Origin of the sequence: Methanolobus tindarius DSM 2278 (assembly GCF_000504205.1) — an archaeon.
Classification (GTDB): domain Archaea; phylum Halobacteriota; class Methanosarcinia; order Methanosarcinales; family Methanosarcinaceae; genus Methanolobus; species Methanolobus tindarius.
Window position 1 is genome coordinate 2,772,736 of sequence record NZ_AZAJ01000001.1, and the last position, 17,906, is coordinate 2,790,641.

General features: G+C 40.8%; 15 protein-coding genes. 4 read left to right on the plus strand and 11 right to left on the minus strand.

Translation table 11 applies throughout. The features are described from left to right. Positions 1-72: 72 nt before the first annotated feature. From pdxS to METTI_RS15345, 4 genes are all read right to left on the minus strand, one after another. Positions 73-969 (minus strand): pyridoxal 5'-phosphate synthase lyase subunit PdxS, encoded by an 897-nt coding sequence (pdxS, locus tag METTI_RS13160; protein WP_023846319.1) that lies wholly within the window; start codon positions 967-969, stop codon positions 73-75. A 104-nt stretch (positions 970-1,073) separates the two neighbouring features. After that, entirely contained in the window at positions 1,074-3,584 is a 2,511-nt protein-coding gene (gene gyrA / locus METTI_RS13165; protein WP_023846320.1) for a DNA gyrase subunit A, read from the minus strand. 11 nt (positions 3,585-3,595) lie between these two features. Further along, positions 3,596-5,500 (minus strand): DNA topoisomerase (ATP-hydrolyzing) subunit B, encoded by a 1,905-nt coding sequence (gyrB, locus tag METTI_RS13170; RefSeq protein ID WP_023846321.1) that lies wholly within the window; start codon positions 5,498-5,500, stop codon positions 3,596-3,598. 227 nt (positions 5,501-5,727) lie between these two features. Beyond that, entirely contained in the window at positions 5,728-6,834 is a 1,107-nt protein-coding gene (locus METTI_RS15345; RefSeq protein WP_023846322.1) for a polymer-forming cytoskeletal protein, read from the minus strand. Positions 6,835-6,955: 121 nt separating this feature from the next. Here METTI_RS15345 and METTI_RS15970 point away from each other — a divergent pair, with 121 nt between their 5' ends. The 3 genes from METTI_RS15970 to METTI_RS13190 all read left to right on the plus strand — a co-directional run bounded on the left by METTI_RS15970 (position 6,956) and on the right by METTI_RS13190 (position 8,434). Then, on the plus strand, positions 6,956-7,135 hold the full coding sequence (locus METTI_RS15970) for a hypothetical protein (RefSeq protein ID WP_048135488.1): 180 nt from the start codon (positions 6,956-6,958) through the stop codon (positions 7,133-7,135). A gap of 268 nt (positions 7,136-7,403) precedes the next feature. Further along, the gene (locus METTI_RS16025) at positions 7,404-7,898 is read left to right on the plus strand and encodes a hypothetical protein (RefSeq protein ID WP_052324341.1); all 495 of its coding nucleotides are present in this window, start codon (positions 7,404-7,406) and stop codon (positions 7,896-7,898) included. Between the two features lie 98 nt (positions 7,899-7,996). After that, positions 7,997-8,434, plus strand: coding sequence for an SMI1/KNR4 family protein (locus METTI_RS13190; RefSeq protein ID WP_023846325.1), 438 nt, complete (start codon positions 7,997-7,999; stop codon positions 8,432-8,434). Positions 8,435-8,511: 77 nt separating this feature from the next. On the opposite strand, the gene METTI_RS13195 is transcribed toward METTI_RS13190, so the two are convergent. Then, positions 8,512-9,282 carry a hypothetical protein gene (locus METTI_RS13195; protein ID WP_023846326.1) on the minus strand — a complete coding sequence of 257 codons (771 nt, stop codon included), beginning with the start codon at positions 9,280-9,282 and terminating at the stop codon, positions 8,512-8,514. 118 nt (positions 9,283-9,400) lie between these two features. Here METTI_RS13195 and METTI_RS15350 point away from each other — a divergent pair, with 118 nt between their 5' ends. Continuing rightward, positions 9,401-9,895: a DUF2115 domain-containing protein gene (locus tag METTI_RS15350; RefSeq protein ID WP_052324342.1), complete on the plus strand. Its 495-nt coding sequence runs from the start codon at positions 9,401-9,403 to the stop codon at positions 9,893-9,895. A 302-nt stretch (positions 9,896-10,197) separates the two neighbouring features. Here the strand turns inward: METTI_RS15350 and METTI_RS13205 are convergent, their stop codons facing one another. From METTI_RS13205 to METTI_RS13230, 6 genes are all read right to left on the minus strand, one after another. Continuing rightward, on the minus strand, positions 10,198-10,812 hold the full coding sequence (locus METTI_RS13205; RefSeq protein WP_023846329.1) for a 4Fe-4S binding protein: 615 nt from the start codon (positions 10,810-10,812) through the stop codon (positions 10,198-10,200). A 120-nt stretch (positions 10,813-10,932) separates the two neighbouring features. After that, positions 10,933-11,295: an HTH domain-containing protein gene (locus tag METTI_RS13210; RefSeq protein ID WP_023846330.1), complete on the minus strand. Its 363-nt coding sequence runs from the start codon at positions 11,293-11,295 to the stop codon at positions 10,933-10,935. 119 nt (positions 11,296-11,414) lie between these two features. Beyond that, positions 11,415-12,887, minus strand: coding sequence for a homoserine O-acetyltransferase MetX (metX, locus tag METTI_RS13215; protein ID WP_023846331.1), 1,473 nt, complete (start codon positions 12,885-12,887; stop codon positions 11,415-11,417). Next, on the minus strand, positions 12,884-14,188 hold the full coding sequence (locus METTI_RS13220) for an O-acetylhomoserine aminocarboxypropyltransferase/cysteine synthase family protein (RefSeq protein WP_023846332.1): 1,305 nt from the start codon (positions 14,186-14,188) through the stop codon (positions 12,884-12,886). Before METTI_RS13220 ends, metX begins: the two co-directional genes overlap by 4 nt. 301 nt (positions 14,189-14,489) lie before the next feature. Beyond that, positions 14,490-15,074 carry a GTP-binding protein gene (locus METTI_RS13225; RefSeq protein WP_023846333.1) on the minus strand — a complete coding sequence of 195 codons (585 nt, stop codon included), beginning with the start codon at positions 15,072-15,074 and terminating at the stop codon, positions 14,490-14,492. Positions 15,075-15,118: 44 nt separating this feature from the next. Next, a complete protein-coding gene (locus METTI_RS13230; RefSeq protein WP_023846334.1) occupies positions 15,119-17,836 on the minus strand; it encodes a hybrid sensor histidine kinase/response regulator in 2,718 nt (905 codons plus the stop codon). Positions 17,837-17,906 lie beyond the last annotated feature (70 nt).

Consider the following 17,906-nt stretch of genomic DNA (forward strand, 5'->3'; position numbering starts at 1 on the left):
TGTAAGGTTAGTATTGTAAATAAAATAAATCAAAACAATAATAATCAGAATAAATAAGAATTGGGGATGGGGTTACCATCCACGGGTCTGAAGGATATCTCCTTCAGGAATAGAATCAACACTGATTCCTTTCATTCCTGCGCCAATGCCCTTGGATACTTCTGCAAGTACTGCTGGCTTGTCGTAGTTGTTTACGGCTTCAACGATTGCTTTTGCCATCTTCTCAGGATTCTCAGACTTAAAGATTCCTGAACCGACAAAAACACCGTCAGCACCCATGCGCATCATAAGAGCTGCATCTGCAGGTGTTGCAACACCGCCGGCTGCAAAGTTTACAACAGGAATACGCTGCATCTCTGCAGTTTCAAGAACAAGCTCAATAGGTGCTTCGATATGACGGGCAACTGCTATGAGTTCTTCCTTTGTCTTACCTTTAAGTGAGCGTACTTCGCCCATGATCTGTTTCATGTGTTTGACAGCCTCGCTGACATCTCCGGTTCCTGCTTCGCCCTTTGTACGGATCATTGCAGCACCTTCGTTAATTCTGCGGAGTGCTTCGCCAAGGTTTCTTGCACCACATACGAAAGGAACTGTGAATTCTGTCTTGTCAATGTGGTATTTGTTATCTGCAGGTGTGAGTACTTCAGACTCATCAACCATGTCAACACCAAGCTCCTGAAGGATCTCAGCTTCAACAAAGTGACCGATACGTGCTTTTCCCATAACAGGGATTGTAACAGCATCAATTATGTCTGCTACTATCTGTGGATCTGCCATCCTTGCAACTCCACCCTCTTTCCTGATGTCTGCAGGAACAGCCTGAAGTGCCATAACTGCAACAGCACCGGCCTCTTCTGCGATCTTTGCCTGATCAGCGTTTACAACATCCATAATGACGCCGCCTTTCTGCATCTTTGCAAAGCCGCGCTTAATAAGCTCGGTACCGTGTCTTAATTTCTCAAGTTCCATAATATCATCCTGAATTAGTTATAATATAGTTATAGTTCAGTTCTTGATTTAATGCCTACCTATTCAGCCTACTAGATATAGTTAATGCTTAAAAGCATTTACATCTACTCTTCATCAGGTCTGATTCTTGCTACTCCTACGACTTTGTCGCTGGCACGCACGTTCATGATCTTAACACCCTGGGTGTTCCTGCCCTGGATACGTACATCCTTCACAGGTATTCTAATGATTATGCCTTCTGAGCTTGTAAGTATGACATCGTCATCTTCATGAACTGCCTTTACATTGATGACAGGTCCGTTACGCAGACTTGTAACAATGGTTATCACACCTCGTCCACCCCTGTGCATGGCCCTGTATTCATCGAATTCTGTTCTCTTTCCAAAACCATTCTCGGTTATTGTGAGAAGTGCGGTATCATCGTCCACAACGTCAAGACTTACTACCATATCGCCTTCTTCAAGGTTCATTCCACGAACACCCTTGGCGGATCTGCCCATGACACGTACCTCTTCTTCAGGGAACCTGATAGCTTTTCCATGTTGTGATACCATCATCATTTCTCTGGAACCATCTGTAAGTGCAACGTTGACAAGTTCATCACCTTCAACAAGACTTATGGCAATAATTCCCTTCTTACGTGGGTTGCTGAAATCAGAAAGCTGGCTCTTTTTCACAGTACCTGTACGGGTTGCCATGAACAGGAATTCATCTTCCTTGAACTCGTTTACCGGTATCATCGCTGTTACAAGTTCACCTTCTCCAAGTTCAAGCAAATTCACAATGGCTTTTCCACGGGACTGCCTGCTGCCTTCAGGAATCTCGTAGACTTTACGCCAGTGTACACGACCCTGGTTTGTGAAGAACATGATATAATCGTGGGTAGATGCAACAAAGATATCCACAACGAAATCCTCATCCTTGGTATCCATTCCAATGACACCTTTTCCGCCTCTGTGCTGCTTGGAATATGTGTCAACAGGAAGCCTCTTAATGTAGCCGCTGTTTGTGATAGTTACAACCATCTCAGCTTCAGGAATAAGGTCCTCGGTTTCAAGTTCCTCTACAGAGGATTTAATTGCAGTTCTGCGCTCGTCACCGAAACGCTCTCTCAGGTCAGTAAGTTCGTCCCTGATAATTACATATTTTCTTTCATCACTTTCAATAATTGCCTTATACTCAGCAATCTGCTTGAGAAGTTCGTCATATTCATCATCGATCTTTTGTCTTTCAAGACCGGTGAGCTTCTGCAAACGCATATCAAGGATAGCCTTTGCCTGTATTTCATCAAGACCGAACTTTGAAATGAGTCCTTCCTTTGCTTCATCAACATTGGCGGAAGATCGGATAAGAGAAATAACTTCATCCAGATGGTCAAGGGCAATCTTGAGACCTTTGAGTATATGAGCCCTGTCCTCTGCTTTTTTCAGCATGAACTGGGTACGCTTAAGGATAACGTCAATACGGTGATCAAGATAAATGCGAAGTATCTGTTTCAGGTTAAGTTCTCTTGGAATATCATCCACAAGTGCGAGGTTAATAATACCAAAAGTTGTCTGCATCTGGGTGTGCTTGTACAACTGGTTAAGCACTACATTTGCATTTGTTCCACGTGTCAGTTCCACTACAACCCTGATACCTTCACGGTCTGATTCATCACGAAGGTCGGAAACACCAGTAACTTTCTTGTCCCTGACAAGGCTTGCAATGTCCTCAATGAGTTTTGCTTTGTTAACCTGATATGGAAGTTCGGAGACAACTATTCGGTACTTGTCTTTTTTCATTTCCTCGATCTCAGCAACAGCCCTGACCTGAACTCTTCCACGTCCGGTCTCATAAGCTGATTTGATACCTTGTTTACCCTGTATGACACCGCCAGTCGGGAAGTCCGGTCCCTTGATTGCTGTCATAAGTTCAGGTATTGTTACCTCAGGGTTCTCGATCATCATCATGGTTGCATTGATAACCTCTGTAAGATTATGTGGTGCCATGTTAGTTGCCATTCCAACTGCAATACCGGTTGACCCGTTAATAAGCAGGTTTGGAAGTTTTGCAGGAAGCACAACCGGCTCTTCAAGTGAACCGTCATAATTGGGACGTGTTGCAATAGTCTCCTTATCGATATCCAGGAGCATCTCATCACATATCTTGTCCATGCGGACCTCAGTGTAACGCATGGCTGCAGCAGAGTCACCGTCAATTGAACCAAAGTTACCCTGTCCGTCTATGAACGGATATCTCAGTGAGAAATCCTGAACCATCCTGACAAGGGAATCATAAACAGCGGAATCACCATGTGGGTGGTACTTACCAAGAACGTCTCCCACTACACGGGCAGACTTCTTGTAAGCCTTGTCATAGGTAATTCCTGCCTCTTTCATGGCATAGAGAATTCTTCGGTGAACTGGTTTGAGACCGTCCTTTGCATCCGGCAGAGCACGGCTTACAATTACACTCATGGCATAATCCATGAATGAGTTCTTCATCTCGTCTTCAATAAGAACGGGAACTATCTTCTCGCCTGTATCAGTTGGCTGGATATCGAAAGGAAGTTCCTGCTGAGGATTCTCCTGTTCTTCGTCCTGAATATTATTATCATCAATATTATCTGCCATTTTTCTTCACCTCATACATCCAGGTTCGCAACGTCCTTTGCATGCGTTGTAATGAAGTGTTTACGTGGCGCTACGTCATCACCCATAAGGATGGTGAACATTTCATCAGCAGCAACAGCATCTTCCATGGTGACCTGAAGCAGTGTTCTTGTCTCAGGGTTCATTGTTGTTTCCCAGAGCTGTTCAGGATTCATTTCACCAAGACCCTTGTAACGCTGTATACCAACGCCCTTGTCACCAATCTCTTCCAGTTTTGCTGCAAGTTCACGGTCAGAATAAACATAATACTCTGCCTTGCCCTTCTTTATCTTGTAAAGAGGAGGCTGTGCAATGTACACATAACCGGCATCTATCATGGGTTTCATGTACCTGTAGAATAATGTAAGTATGAGAGTCCTGATGTGAGCTCCGTCAACATCAGCATCAGTCATGATGATTACTTTGTGGTAACGTGCTTTTTCGATGTCGTAGTCATCACCAATTCCGGTACCCATTGCAGTTATGAATGCAAGAATCTCGTTATTCTTGAGGATTTTTGCTAAACGTGCTTTTTCAACGTTGAGAATCTTACCCCTGAGTGGCAGGATGGCCTGATTCTTACGGTCTCTTCCCTGCTTTGCAGAACCGCCAGCTGAGTCTCCCTCCACAAGATAGAGTTCACTTACGGATGGATCCTTCTCGGAACAATCTGCCAGTTTTCCCGGAAGTGTGCTGACATCAAGGGCACTCTTTCTGCGTGTGAGTTCCCTGGCCTTCTTTGCTGCTTCCCTTGCACGTTGTGCATCCAGAGCTTTCTGGAGGATGGCAGTGGCAACTTTAGGGTTCTCTTCCATGTATTCGGAAAGTCCTTCTGAAACCATGGATTCCACAATTCCCTTAACTTCGCTGTTACCAAGTTTAGTCTTGGTCTGCCCTTCGAATTGTGGTTCTGTAATCTTGACACTGATAATCGCTGTCAGACCTTCACGAATATCGTCGCCTGAAAGTTTTGCATCTCCTTTTGTAAGGTTGTTCTTTTTTATGTAATCATTAGCAACCCTTGTGAGTGCTGCTTTAAATCCAACAAGGTGCGTGCCACCTTCGTGGGTGTTGATGTTGTTGACAAATGAGAAAACAGATTCGGCATAACTATCTGTGTACTGCATTGAAATTTCAACAACAGTATCGTCCTTTGTTCTTTCAAAGTATATCGGTGGTTCGTGAAGTGAGTTCTTATTATGGTTCAGGTGTTCCACGAAAGAAATGATTCCGCCTTCGTACTCGAATTTTTCTTCGACCCTTTCTTCCTCACGGTCATCAGATATGCTTATTTTTATTCCCCTGTTGAGGAATGCAAGTTCACGAAGCCTTGTTGCAAGAGTTTCATACACGAATTTTGTAGTTTCAAATATCCTTGAATCCGGCATGAAGGTTATTTTTGTACCTGTTGTGGAAGTTTCTCCAATCTCCAGAAGTTCATCCGTAGGAGTTCCACGCTCATAGCGCTGGTAGTAAATTTTCCCGTCACGTTGAACCTCAGCTTCCATCCACTCGGAAAGTGCGTTCACGACTGAAACACCGACTCCGTGCAGACCACCTGAAACTTTGTAGGTGTCCTTGTTAAATTTACCACCTGCGTGGAGGATGGTCATTACAACTTCAAGTGCGGATTTATTGTATTTCGGATGCATTCCAACCGGAATACCTCGTCCGTTATCCAGGACTGTGATGGTCCCGTCATGGTTTATTGATACGTCTATCTGTGTACAATATCCGGCCAGTGCTTCATCGATACTATTGTCCACCACTTCGTAGACCAGATGGTGAAGTCCCCTGCCATCGATACTTCCGATGTACATGCTCGGACGTTTGCGAACAGCTTCCAGTCCTTCAAGTACCTGAATATTGCTTGCATCATAAGCTTGTTTTTCACTCATTTAAATAACAGCTCCGTGAAAAAAATTCATAATCCTGATTAACAATGTTAATTGGTTCGTGTCTATAACGTACACTAGTTCGTCCCTCAGAATACAGTCAAAGAAATATTAATTTTTAATCTCTCGTTTCTTATTTTAACTTAAAATGTCCGGCTTCTAATATGCATTCATGCTTATTAAATGTTTATATAAAATTGATTAAAAAAGTAAAGATAGAAACTGAAAAATCAGTTTCTTGCTGTCATGTAGATGTTACCGAAAGGAATCAGTGTTGCAGCCAGATATACAAGACCACCGATTATGGGGATAGCACTGACAAGTAGCAGCACCAGAAGTCCAAATGCCATTTCATTCATTGTCCTTGAACTTTTGCCCATTTTATCCAGCAGGTAACGCCCTATCCATATTGAAGCTATTATCCTTGAAACGTATAGCATTACTACAAGAGTGATCAGCATTATAAGTCCCAGTGGAATTCCGATAATAGTAACAAAGAGCAGGAATGCAATTATGAATGCCAGTATCAATACCAGCAATCCGGTTAAAAATGCCTTTCCCGGAGATTTGGAAGTTTTAGCAGCGATATTTTTCATGTACTCAGGCCATATTGCAAGTCCTATAAGACCTATCAGAACCAGTCCTAGATACGAAATTAGTCCGCTTAACAGGGATGAGACAATTCCTCCATTGTCACGGTATTCCATCTTCGTATACTGAACATTATTCCCGACTGTTCCTTCTTCTATCTTAGTTTCGGATTTGCTTCTGTATTCAAGATTACCATCTATGGATGCTTCAGATGATATTGATATTTTCTCAGCATTCAGGTCTGCATCTCCTCCAATATTACCTTGAAGATCGATCTCTTCTGCAGAAGCTTCGATATTACCATCGATGTCTCCGAGAATAGTAACTTTTCCTGAAGCGGCTGAAAGGTCTCCCCCAATGTATCCTCCATCGGCAAGAGTTGTCTTTCCGGTAGCTGAGAGTACATCATCCTGAACATCTCCGTAGATTGTGAGTGTTCCTGATGCAACTCTGACATCATCGCCTACAGTACCGCTGATGGTCACATCTCCTGCAGCAACAATGAGGTCTTGTTCAATAGTTCCTTTCACTTCAACCGTGCCACCGGCAGCAACAACATCACCGTTGACGGTACCTTCGATTATGATTGTTCTACCGGCAACGATTATGTCGTCATCAATTACATCATCAATAACAATAGTGTCTCCACCTTCAATTGTGGTATATGCTGCAGCAGTGTGGCAGAAAAGCATAAAAGTAACAGCCAGCAGCATAATTTTACATAAAGCTTGTAAGCTCATTTTCATTATGTAGACTCCCCCTCATATTTCAATTTAATAAGTATGCTGAATATTGTTTTTCATTGATTAAATGCTTATGCGGTGAAGCAAGGAAGCAAATAATATTGATGAGCAGTCTTTTGATGTGATGAAAGCTCAAGAGTTCGTCAACAAGCAAAAGATAATGACCACTATCCTCCAAATGTCACAATCTGAAGCGGAAGCTCTCGGAGTTTCTAGGAGCAGGTTTCAAGGTATTAAGGAAAGGATAAGAGAAAATGGAGACCTCAATCTCAATACTCCGCCGGTGAGAAGATTAACCATCTAATAGAATAAACTTTAAATTCTCTACAGAAGTTTTAGAAAATAGATAAAAATCAATCAAATAGCTAAGAGGTGATTCTATTTCAAAGGATGAGAACTCATACATCTGTCCAGTTTGTGGTTATGATGGCTTAGGTGAACCACCTTACAATAGAGATTTAAGCTATCCTTCTTATGAAATCTGTTCATGCTGTGGTTTTGAGTATGGCTTTGATGATCAAGACCAAGATTATTCTTTTAAGGAATATCGAGACAAATGGATTAAAGATGGTATGAAGTGGTTTAATCCTAGCAAAAAACCAGATACTTTGGACTATAAAAAGCAATTTTCGAATATTGAAAAAGCTATTTTCATGGCTAATGCAAATATTATTCAAATGATTAAACAGTATAGAGATTTAACCATTTCACTTGAAGAGTTATCTAAGGTTATTGATGTGAATTCTTTTGCTCCGCCTGATTATTCCTATTCAGTAATTATTTGTAAAGAACATGTAATAAACGTTTTAGAAAAAAATAAGCGAGAAGAAGTTTCAGAATTAGACTTAGCAAGATGGGCTAAGTTCATTATGTTTTCAGAATGGTATGATTACTGTGAAGAAAATTCAGAGTTAATCCCAAGTGTATTAGCAGAATTAGAAGCTCCTTTGTTATGGAGTAACTATGCTGATGGAGATTGCGGAGAACTTAAAGAGTTCATGGGAAAATTATCTCCTGAGAAGGCAGACAGTTACATAAATGCTCTAAGGAATAATACTGAAAGTTGAAACATAGGAAGGATATAGTAATTGTTGGAGATGTGGGAAGGATGTTGAAATGTTTCTGGAAATACCTATGATTTAAGAAAAGGAATGGAGTGATTTAATTGAATTGTGATGAAATAGAATGGCTCTTTATCCTTGATCCTATTGGTGACAAGGAAATATCTGAAGTTGAAAATATATTCGGAATAAAATTTCCAAATGATTACAAAGAATGCATCAAAAAGTATCATGGAGGAAGTCCAAAACTCAGTTGTTTTGACTTTAAAGAACGCAAAGGAGCTGTGTTCAATAATCTATTAAGTTTTGAACCTAATGACAAATATGATTATATTGTTAAAATTAGGAATATTGTTGAAGGGATGGTAGAATGTATTTATCCTTTTGCGGCAGATCCATTTGGCAATTTTATTTGTTTTGATTATCGAGATGGAAAGAACAAATCTCCAAAGGTTGTATTCTGGGATCATGAAATTGCTTACGTTTGTCATATTTGTGATAGTTTTACAGAACTTATTTCAAAATTATATAAACATGAATGATTTTAATTTCCTAATCATTTATTATAAAATTTACTAAGTTTTAAGAGTTCCGTTTTTTTTTGTGTATTACTTATACCCTACTCTTTTTTCAAACCCACACGATTCGGACTAATATCCAGAACCTCCCCCTCCAATTCCTGCATCACCCTGTCCAGCAAATCATCGATCTCCTCTGCTTCTTCCTCACTGATCATGGATGAATAGATGTCCCTTACAGTAATAAGACTGGCAGCCGCCAGAGCCAGGGAAATGGAAAGCACATCAACCGTTACTTCCTTCCGGTAATCGAAATCACCCATTGCTCTTTTTATGCCGGGGTGGGCTGCATTGGAGATGAGTATATAGAAGTCATCGACCTGTTCTTTCTTTTCTCCTGTGTATAATAACTCACGTATTCTTGATGGTCTGAGCCAGTGATGTTTGTTCTTCAACTCTTTTTCTTCGTCTTCGGTGAGGGTGCCCAATTGCTGCCTGTAGAAAATGTATGCTTCCCTGTCAGTAAAGTGAAGCAGGTACATCTGGGTAATTCCTTCAAAAACAGTTCTCAGATTAAGATAAGCAGGATTGTTCAGACCGATGCATGCTAATTTGTAGGCTGCAAGCAAATTATGGTTATTCCGCTCAAACAGTACGGGTATAATAGTTCTTGGACCTTCGAGTCTTTTGCCTGTTCTTTTGAACTCAGCAAGGAATCCGGCATTAAGGACTTTTGTCAGGTAAAACAACAGTTCAATTGAGTCCTGGAAGATATCCAGTTTGGAAGCATGTTCTTTGAAGATGATATCTTTCCTGTAGTTCAGGATAGATTCAATGTCGTTATAATCACGCCTTTTTTTACCGGGGTGCATATTGATTCTCTTTTCTTTGGTTGGATTTGCCACATATATAATAAGAATTAGCTAAGAGTTCTTTTATGTCTTGTTAGTAAAAAAGGTTAACACATGGGCAGTACTGTTTAGTGTAGCAATGAATACAACCGAACTCCTTCTTTCTCTACAAAAAGACAGCCTAAGCATCAACAATGCAGACATAAGTCTTGCACGAGCCTATGCAATGGAAGCTGTAGAACACGTTCCAGAGCCTTACAAAACTATCTATTCAGCCGATTATTTTGTATTTCTCTATGAGAGCTTCCTGGAAATCCGAAAATGCAGGCCAGATGAAATTATAATTCAGGAAATCGACCCAGAAGAATACGAAAAAGCTCTTAGCAGCATAAAAGAGAAGAATGATATTGCTGACAGGAAAAGAGATGCTATGAATCGGTTTATTAGCATCGTTCATATCTTCCTTACTTTCATAGTCAAAAAACCACTGCATCCGGTGGGGATGATTTTTCCCGGTGGTCTGAAAATAACAGAGGATGGAACTTTTTATTATTGTCCGGTCAAGGACAAACAAACTGAAACCGGGATCTCATTTTGTGAGTTCTGTATCTGTAAGGACAGTGAAGAACAGTAAAGAATAGAAATAACAAATAGAATAAGTTGAATGAACCCGAAGGGTCCGGCGAAGCCGGCGTTTTACCATAAAAATATACAAAATAATGTGCAAATATCTTGCACCTTCTTCCTGAACTTCTGCATATTTATCTATTAGTAATTGTCTTTGGAATAATTTTCTGTGCATAAGCATCGGAATGTGCCGCCTTCGGCGGATTGTTACTTTGTTTTTTGATTAAGAATCGCTTTTGTCACTAAAACGAAAAATCAAAATGAAAAATAGGAGGTAGAGCCTGAAGAATCAGGAAAGATATTCAGGCTTTAAGCTTTAAATGACAGTGCTTTGGTTGGACATGCTGTTATGCATCTTCCGCACTTGATACAGTCAGGTTTTGGACCATTTGTATGGACATCAAGCTGCATTGGGCAGACCTTTTCGCACTTGTTACAGTTGATGCACTTTGATTCATCTGTCTGGAGCTGGTACTTTTTACCACCAATGAGGTTCTGTACAGTTCCCATTGGGCAGAATGTACACCAGGTACGAGGGCTGAATGTTGTTCCTGCGACCAGTGCGATTGAAGTTGTAACCAGGCACATGATGACAAAAACCATGCCTATCTGGTTAATAAGTCCGTGGGTGTTAAGGAGTCTGTAAGCCATAAATCCCATCATAAGCATGAAGATGGGTATTCTGACCCAGTAACTTCTGAGTATTTTAGGTATTTTCTTTCCCTGTGTTATTTTCCCGACCCAGAAGTCATTAAAACTTCCTCTTGGGCAGAGGTTTCCGCAGAACCATCTTCCGCGGGAAATACTTGTTATAAGCAGTGTTGCAAATACTAGCAGCAGGAAATATCCCAGAAGCGGGAACCATAGTCCTGCAATTGACACGATAATAACCAGAATTCCAAGATATGGAGTAATTTTCAGCACGTTTTCATCCTCTCTTTTCTCTTATAATTTTAATAATTATGATAATTGTAATTTTTCTAAGTATTTTGACGTTTTTTATTAGCACAATTTTCAGGGGGTGGTATTACTAATTCTACTGGTCTACTGATTCTCATCAGCCCATGACTGCAATTCACTGTCCACTCTCTTAACCCAGCTGTTGACGATTTCCATGATAAGTTCATGAATGTCCTTCTTGCTGCGTATCTTGTATACAAAGAAGTATCCTCCACCGTCCATGTTGTTCTGGGAACGGATGAGAATTTTTCTTTCGTAGAGTTTCTTCACACTTCTCTGGACAGTTGAAAGATTAAGTTCAAGCTCTTCAGCAATTTTTTCTGTAGTAAGCCAGTCCTGCCCGTATTGCAGGAAATACTTCAATATCTGTAGTTCGGCTTTTGTCAGGTTCAATCCACATTTTATTACAGCTTCAATCTCAAACTCTTTACAGGCAAAGTCAACCATTTGATACCTCCATTTATCAACAGTACTGCATTAAAGTTGCAGTTATATATAAAGAGTTTCAAGAACTGAAAAAAAAGGCTAAAAAACAGAAGTACTACAAAAATAGTTGAAATGGATGCTCACTGACACCCGCCTATCATCCGGTTGATTTCATCGCTTCCAATGATGCCGATAATCCGGTTATTATCATCAACAACAGGGAGTGCAGAGATGAAATTCTGTTCCATTTTCTTTGCAGCACTTTCAATATCCTCGTTTCCTTTTGCCGTGATCACATCCCTTACCATGATTTTGTCAAGGGAATTACATTTCAGGGCAACAGCTTTTGAAATATCCCATGAAGTTATTATTCCGGTAAGTTTGTTTTCATCATCAACAACCGGCAGATGTGTAATCCCACTTTCAAACATTACCTGTGCCGTTTCCTCAATACTAAGTCCATTCCTGATGGTTTTTATCTCTCTTTTCATTATGTCGGAAACAAGTGTATGGGAAAGAAAGTTGCCGATAATGTAACCTAATTGCCCGGATTCCAGCAGGAAAGCATCGTGTCCGTAATTGGACTCAATTTCCCTGTAAGTCACATCAATGTCATTTGCACTCAATGCGGACACAACTTCTTTTGACTGGTAAGGCGGGTAAAGCCAGTCAGAGCTTACCGCTACAACCAGAAACTTTGCCCTTGCCTTCTTCATCCCCTCTATCAGGGAGCCATTGACTGCAAGGTCAAAGTAGTCCAAGGCTTTTGTAATGTAAAGATAGGAATTTGCATCAAATCTTTTTGTGAAAGACTGCCCCTGATAATGAAGGTAGCTCTCCACCTGGAAATCAAAACCAAGATTGTAATCCAGATCCTTTTTATCCTGAAGACGCCTTCCAAATTTATGGTGCATGGAATCATCACTAAGATAGGTTATATGTCCAATCATTCTGGCCAGTGCAAGCCCGTGAATAGGTGCATTACCGGAGTAATAATCTCCATTGTTCCAGTCCGGGTCAGAGAGTATTGCCATTCTTCCAACCTCGCTGAATGCTATTTGCTGAGGTGATGATCTGGCTGTACTCGCAATGACAATAGCCTTACTTAAACTGTCAGGATATGTCACAGACCATTGCAGCACCTGAGTTCCTCCCATTGAACCGCCGATAACCGCAAAGAGTTTCTTAATTCCAAGGTGGTCAATAAGCTCCTTCTGAACTTTTACCATGTCCTTTATGGTTATAAAAGGGAAAGAAGTCCCGTATTCTTTCCCTGTTTCAGGGTTTATGCAGGAAGGTCCGGTTGACCCTTTGCATCCGCCAAGTACATTGGAACAGATTACAAAATACCTGTTAGTATCAATGGTCTTTCCGGGACCAATAAGCACATCCCACCATCCGGTTTTGCTTTCACCACTATGGAGTCCTGCTGCATGCGCATCGCCTGTGAGTGCATGGCAGATAAGAATTGCATTGCTTTTTTGCGGGTTTAGTTTTCCATAAGTTTCATAAGCTACATTGACATTCTTCAGCTTCTTACCACTATCAAGCACCAGTTCACCCGGCAGGTTGAAGATCTCAGTCTCCACTATCCCGACAGATTCTTTCTTCATAGTTCCTGTGACCTCTTCAGTGCCTGGTCGATATCAGTTATCATATCTTCCACATCCTCAAGTCCGACTGACATGCGGATAAAATCCTCAGTAACTCCTGTGGACTTTCTTTCTTCAGTGGTCAACTGCTGATGTGTTGTAGATGCAGGATGAATAACAAGTGTCTTCGCATCACCAATGTTTGCAAGATGTGAGAGCAGTTCAACGCTGTCAATGAATTTCTTTCCTGCTTCAAGCCCGCCTTTGATTCCAAACCCAAGAATTGCGCCATATTTTCCTTTCAGGTACTTTGTTGCAAGTTCATGACTTGGATGGTCTTCAAGTCCCGGATAGTTCACCCAATCAACAGCAGGGTGCTTATTCAGGAACTCTGCAATTTTGAGTGCATTACTGCTATGTCTTTCAACTCTCAGTGGAAGTGTTTCCAGTCCCTGAAGTAACAGGAATGAATTAAAAGGACTAAGTGCCGGTCCGAGATCACGCAGCAGGTGAACTCTCATCTTGGTTATGAATGCAACGTTTCCAAGTTCTGGAACATCACCGAATGCTTCCCAGTAGTTAAGTCCGTGATAACCGGGGTCCGGTTCTGTAAGTCCGGGGAACTTTCCATTATCCCAGTTGAAATTTCCGGAATCAACAATCACTCCCCCGATGGTTGTTCCATGTCCTCCGAGGAATTTGGTTGCAGAAAGTACCACAATATCAGCACCAAGGTCAATTGGTTTTACAATTCCGATTCCCACTGTATTGTCAACTATGAGTGGTATTCCTGCTTCATGTGCTATCTTTGAAATTTCCTCGAGGTTTGGTACATCAAGTTTAGGATTTCCAATTATCTCTGTGTATATTGCCTTCGTTTTTTCAGTAATTGCATTTCTGAATTCTTCAGGTTTTGTTGAATCTACAAAGGCAACTTTTCTTGCAAGATTCTTGAAGGTGTTATTGAATAACTGATAAGTTCCACCGTAGAGGTTATTGGCTGCAACAATCTCATCTCCGGGACCGGTTACACCAAGTGTTGCAAGAGTGATGGCGGACATCCCAGAGGAAACTGCAAGTGCACCAGTGCCGCCTTCAATGGCAGCAACTCTCTTCTCAAGCACATCGGTGGTTGGGTTCATGAGCCTGGTATAAATGTTGCCGGATTCTTTCAGTCCGAAAAGATTGGCTGCATGTTCTGCGTCCCTGAATGTGTATGATGCTGTCTGGTAAATTGGTACAGCACGCGACCCGGTTGCAGGGTCAGGTTCCTGGCCAGCATGTAAAGCCAGTGTATTTGGTCCATAGTTTCTTTTGTTCATTTTATTTCCTCTGGATTTTATATGCTTTATTTTGCACTATTTTATGATAGATGCATTGTTATATATAATTTTGCATAATTCACTTTGTGAATATAACTCATAGTTATTATTTAGTGTTATGTTACACGATTGAACATTTATATTTATGTGCTCTTAAATTTATATTTTATTGGCAGCAGATTAAATTCAGAAGTTTTCAGGATGGGAATCAACTGAAAATCATCAAAAAAAGAAGATGAAGAGTATATAAGCTCTGAATTACCTGTCAGGCCAGATATGCAAAAGAAAACTAAAAAATAATTTATCCCAGCAATTGTGCCAGGAAATTTTCATCATCGCTTTCAGGATACTTAAGCACCTTTGCATCAAGGTTAAGATTTCTGATAAGCTTACTGACAGCATCGGAATGTTCATCAGTATCCAACCACACTTTACCAATGCAAACAATTTCTGCACCTGCTGTTTGTTTTCTGACATATTCCGTAAGCTGGTCGTCTGCTGTTTCAAATTCAGGTGAATCAACAAGTACAACAGAGGGTAGAAGTTGCACGTCGACAAGTTCCATTCTTTCAAGATCTGCTTTCAGTTTGTGAGGAAGCACAGTTTCCTCTGCTTCAATGAAAACGGAATCAGGATTAAACTCTTCCTGTATTGTCAGGAGATTACTTCGAATATCTGTGTCAAGGGAGCATGGAATGCACACACTGTTTACTTCCCTTGTCTTAATTCCAAGTTCTGTGAGTGTCTTCTCATCATAATCCACTTCACCTGTTTCCTGAACTATGACTCCGATTTTCTCCCCCTTCAAGTTAAGATATTTTGCAAGCTTCAGAATGAGGGTGGTTTTACCACTGCCTGTAGCTCCGCCTATAATACTGACTTTCATAAGATAAACTCCACAAATATATTGAAAAGAAACATCCTTGAAGCTTACGGTTTAGGTGATTGGGACTGTTGCTGGTACTTTGGCCTGCAAATCCCTCTTTTCATAGGGGTTTTATATTCAGATTTCTCTTTCCTGACAGGATATACGGGAATCTTAAAAATGAACTTGCTACCCTTGCCGGCTTCACTTTCAACACGGATGCATCCGTTATGCATTTTCAGGTACTCTCTTACAAGTACAAGCCCAAGTCCGGCTCCTCCATATCTTCTTGTGGTGGAACCATCCACCTGCACAAATGCATCAAATATTCTTTCTCTGTCTTCTTCTGCAATCCCAATTCCAGTGTCCTGAACTGAAACTTCTATCTCTTCATCTTTCCTGTTCATAACAACAACAATATTCCCGCTTTGGGGTGTGAATTTGAGTGCATTTTCTATTAGGTTGTAGAGTATTTCCCTGAACTTGTCAACATCGGCAGTTATAGTGCCAATATTTCTATCGGTACTCATGCTTGCTCTTATGTTCTTTTTCTTAGCAAGCATCTCTGTGGATTCCATAACATTTTCAGCAACCAAAACCGGATCGAAGTTTGAAAAATTAAGAGTTATACCATCAGATTCTATTTTTGAAAGGTCCAGTACGTGGTTGATAAGGCTCAAAAGCCTGTGACCTTCGTTGTTCATAAGACGAAGGTATTTTTCCTGTTCAGCGCTGACCTGTCCAAGGCTTCCAGTCAGAAGTACATCTGAAAATCCAATGATTGAGTTAAGCGGTGTCCTGAGTTCATGGTTCATGTTTGCCAGCAGTTCATTTTTGCAGCGGTTAGCTTCCTCGGCTGCTATTCTTGCAAGCAACATTTGCTCTTCAGTCTTCTTCCTTTCTGTAATATCAACAAGGGTTCCGATTGCCCAATGCTTTTTACTTTTCAGATTAAAGGTATTTCCCTTTACCAGCACCCAGATCCAATCACTGGATTTACCTGTCATTCGTATCTCAAAACTAAAGGGCTTTCTTTTATTTACACAATTAATGATTTCGGGAATTACCTGCTTCCTGTCATCAGGATGCATCATGTTACTCCATACGTCTATTGACATGGGAAACTCATTGTCTTCATAACCTAGCATAGTGTATGCTTTTGGATTGAAATAGAAATCATTCTGGTCAAGATCCCAAACCCAGAATCCATGTTCAGAAACCCTTAGTGCAAGTTCCAGTCTTTCTTCACTTTCTTTCAGGGCGTTTTCGGCTTCCACTCTCTTAGTAACGTCTCTTGTGGTTCCCTGTAAACAAACAGGTGCTCCGTTTTCATCGAAAATTAGTTTACCGATTATTTCTACGGGTACTGAATGACCTTCTTTATTAAGCACGTCAACCTGAAAACGAATGCCCTCAGAAATTGGGGCTTTTTGCATACCGATACCGATATATTCTTTCATTTTATTGAAATTCTCTTCATCACAATGATCTTTTAAATTTGATCCGATCCACTCTTCCGGAAGATATCCGAGTATATTGTAAACGGCATGGTTTCCATATGTAAAATTCAGGTTCATATCCATGGACCAGATACAATCAAGTGTGTTCTCGGCAAGCAGCCGGTACATCTGTTCACTGGTTTCAAGTGCATCTTCAGCTTTCTTTTTCTCAGTATAATCTACAAGTGAACCCATGTAAGAAACTATCTTTCCATCGCTGTCCCTGATCCTCGATGCAGATAACCATACAGGAAACTCAGAGCCGTCTTTTCTAACTGCCTTGAACTCGGATTTAAAAGCATGTTCTTTTAGTTCATTCAGTATTCGTTCACCATCTTCATCTGACGCCAGAAAATCTGTTATCTTCTTACCGATAACTTCTTCTTTGTCTGCATAGCCCCACATACTGCACGCTGCACTATTTGCATATGTAAGGTTTCCATTCAGGTCAACTAGCACAATTCCATCAATGTCGGATTCAATTGCCTGGTCTTTTATCCTGAGCTCATTTTCAGCTTCCACTTCTTTGGTGATGTCATATGTGTAACCCACCATTCCAATAGGATTCCCTGCGCCGTCTTTTACCACCCATAGTGAGAGAGACCCAATGAAAAGTTCTCCTCCTTTTCGCAATAACCTGACTTGTACCTGGTTGTATCCTTTTGCAAGCAAAGGTTCTATAACATAATTTTGCAGTACATCAAAGTCATTTTTATGATAGAGAATAGATACATTCCTGCCCAGAGCTTCTTCGGATGTATAACCAAATATTCTTTCGGCTCCTTTGTTCCAGCTTGTTATTATCCCTTCCAGATTCGTAGAAATAACAGAAAACGGGGATTGCTGCACTATTTCTGACATGGATTTAAGGGCATTCAGGGCTATTTTCTTTTCAACCAGTGCTTTTTTAACATCAATAGCTTCCCTGATGGCAAATGGTAACCTGCTGATGCGTTCCTTGAGAATATAATCCGTAGCACCGGCTTTCATGGCTTCAACAGCTATTTCCTCGTTCATGGAACCTGTAAGGATGATAAAAGGTATGTTGATGTTGTATGTAAGTGCCAGTTCAAGTGCCCGCATACCATCAAATTCAGGCAGCATGTAGTCTGATATGATTATGTCAGGTTTGAATTCATACAGGCCTTTTAAAAATTCATCTTCCTTTTCCGCCAGAAAAGATTCAAACTCAAGGCCACTGCTTTTTATTTTCCTTTTGGCAAGTTCCAGGTCTTCGGGTACGTCTTCTACAAACAGAATTTTTAGATCCTGACTATCAGTCATCTGATCCCCTTGTCAATAAGTACATCATGACAATCATGTTCATTTTTCATTCGTGTACGCATCATGGCAA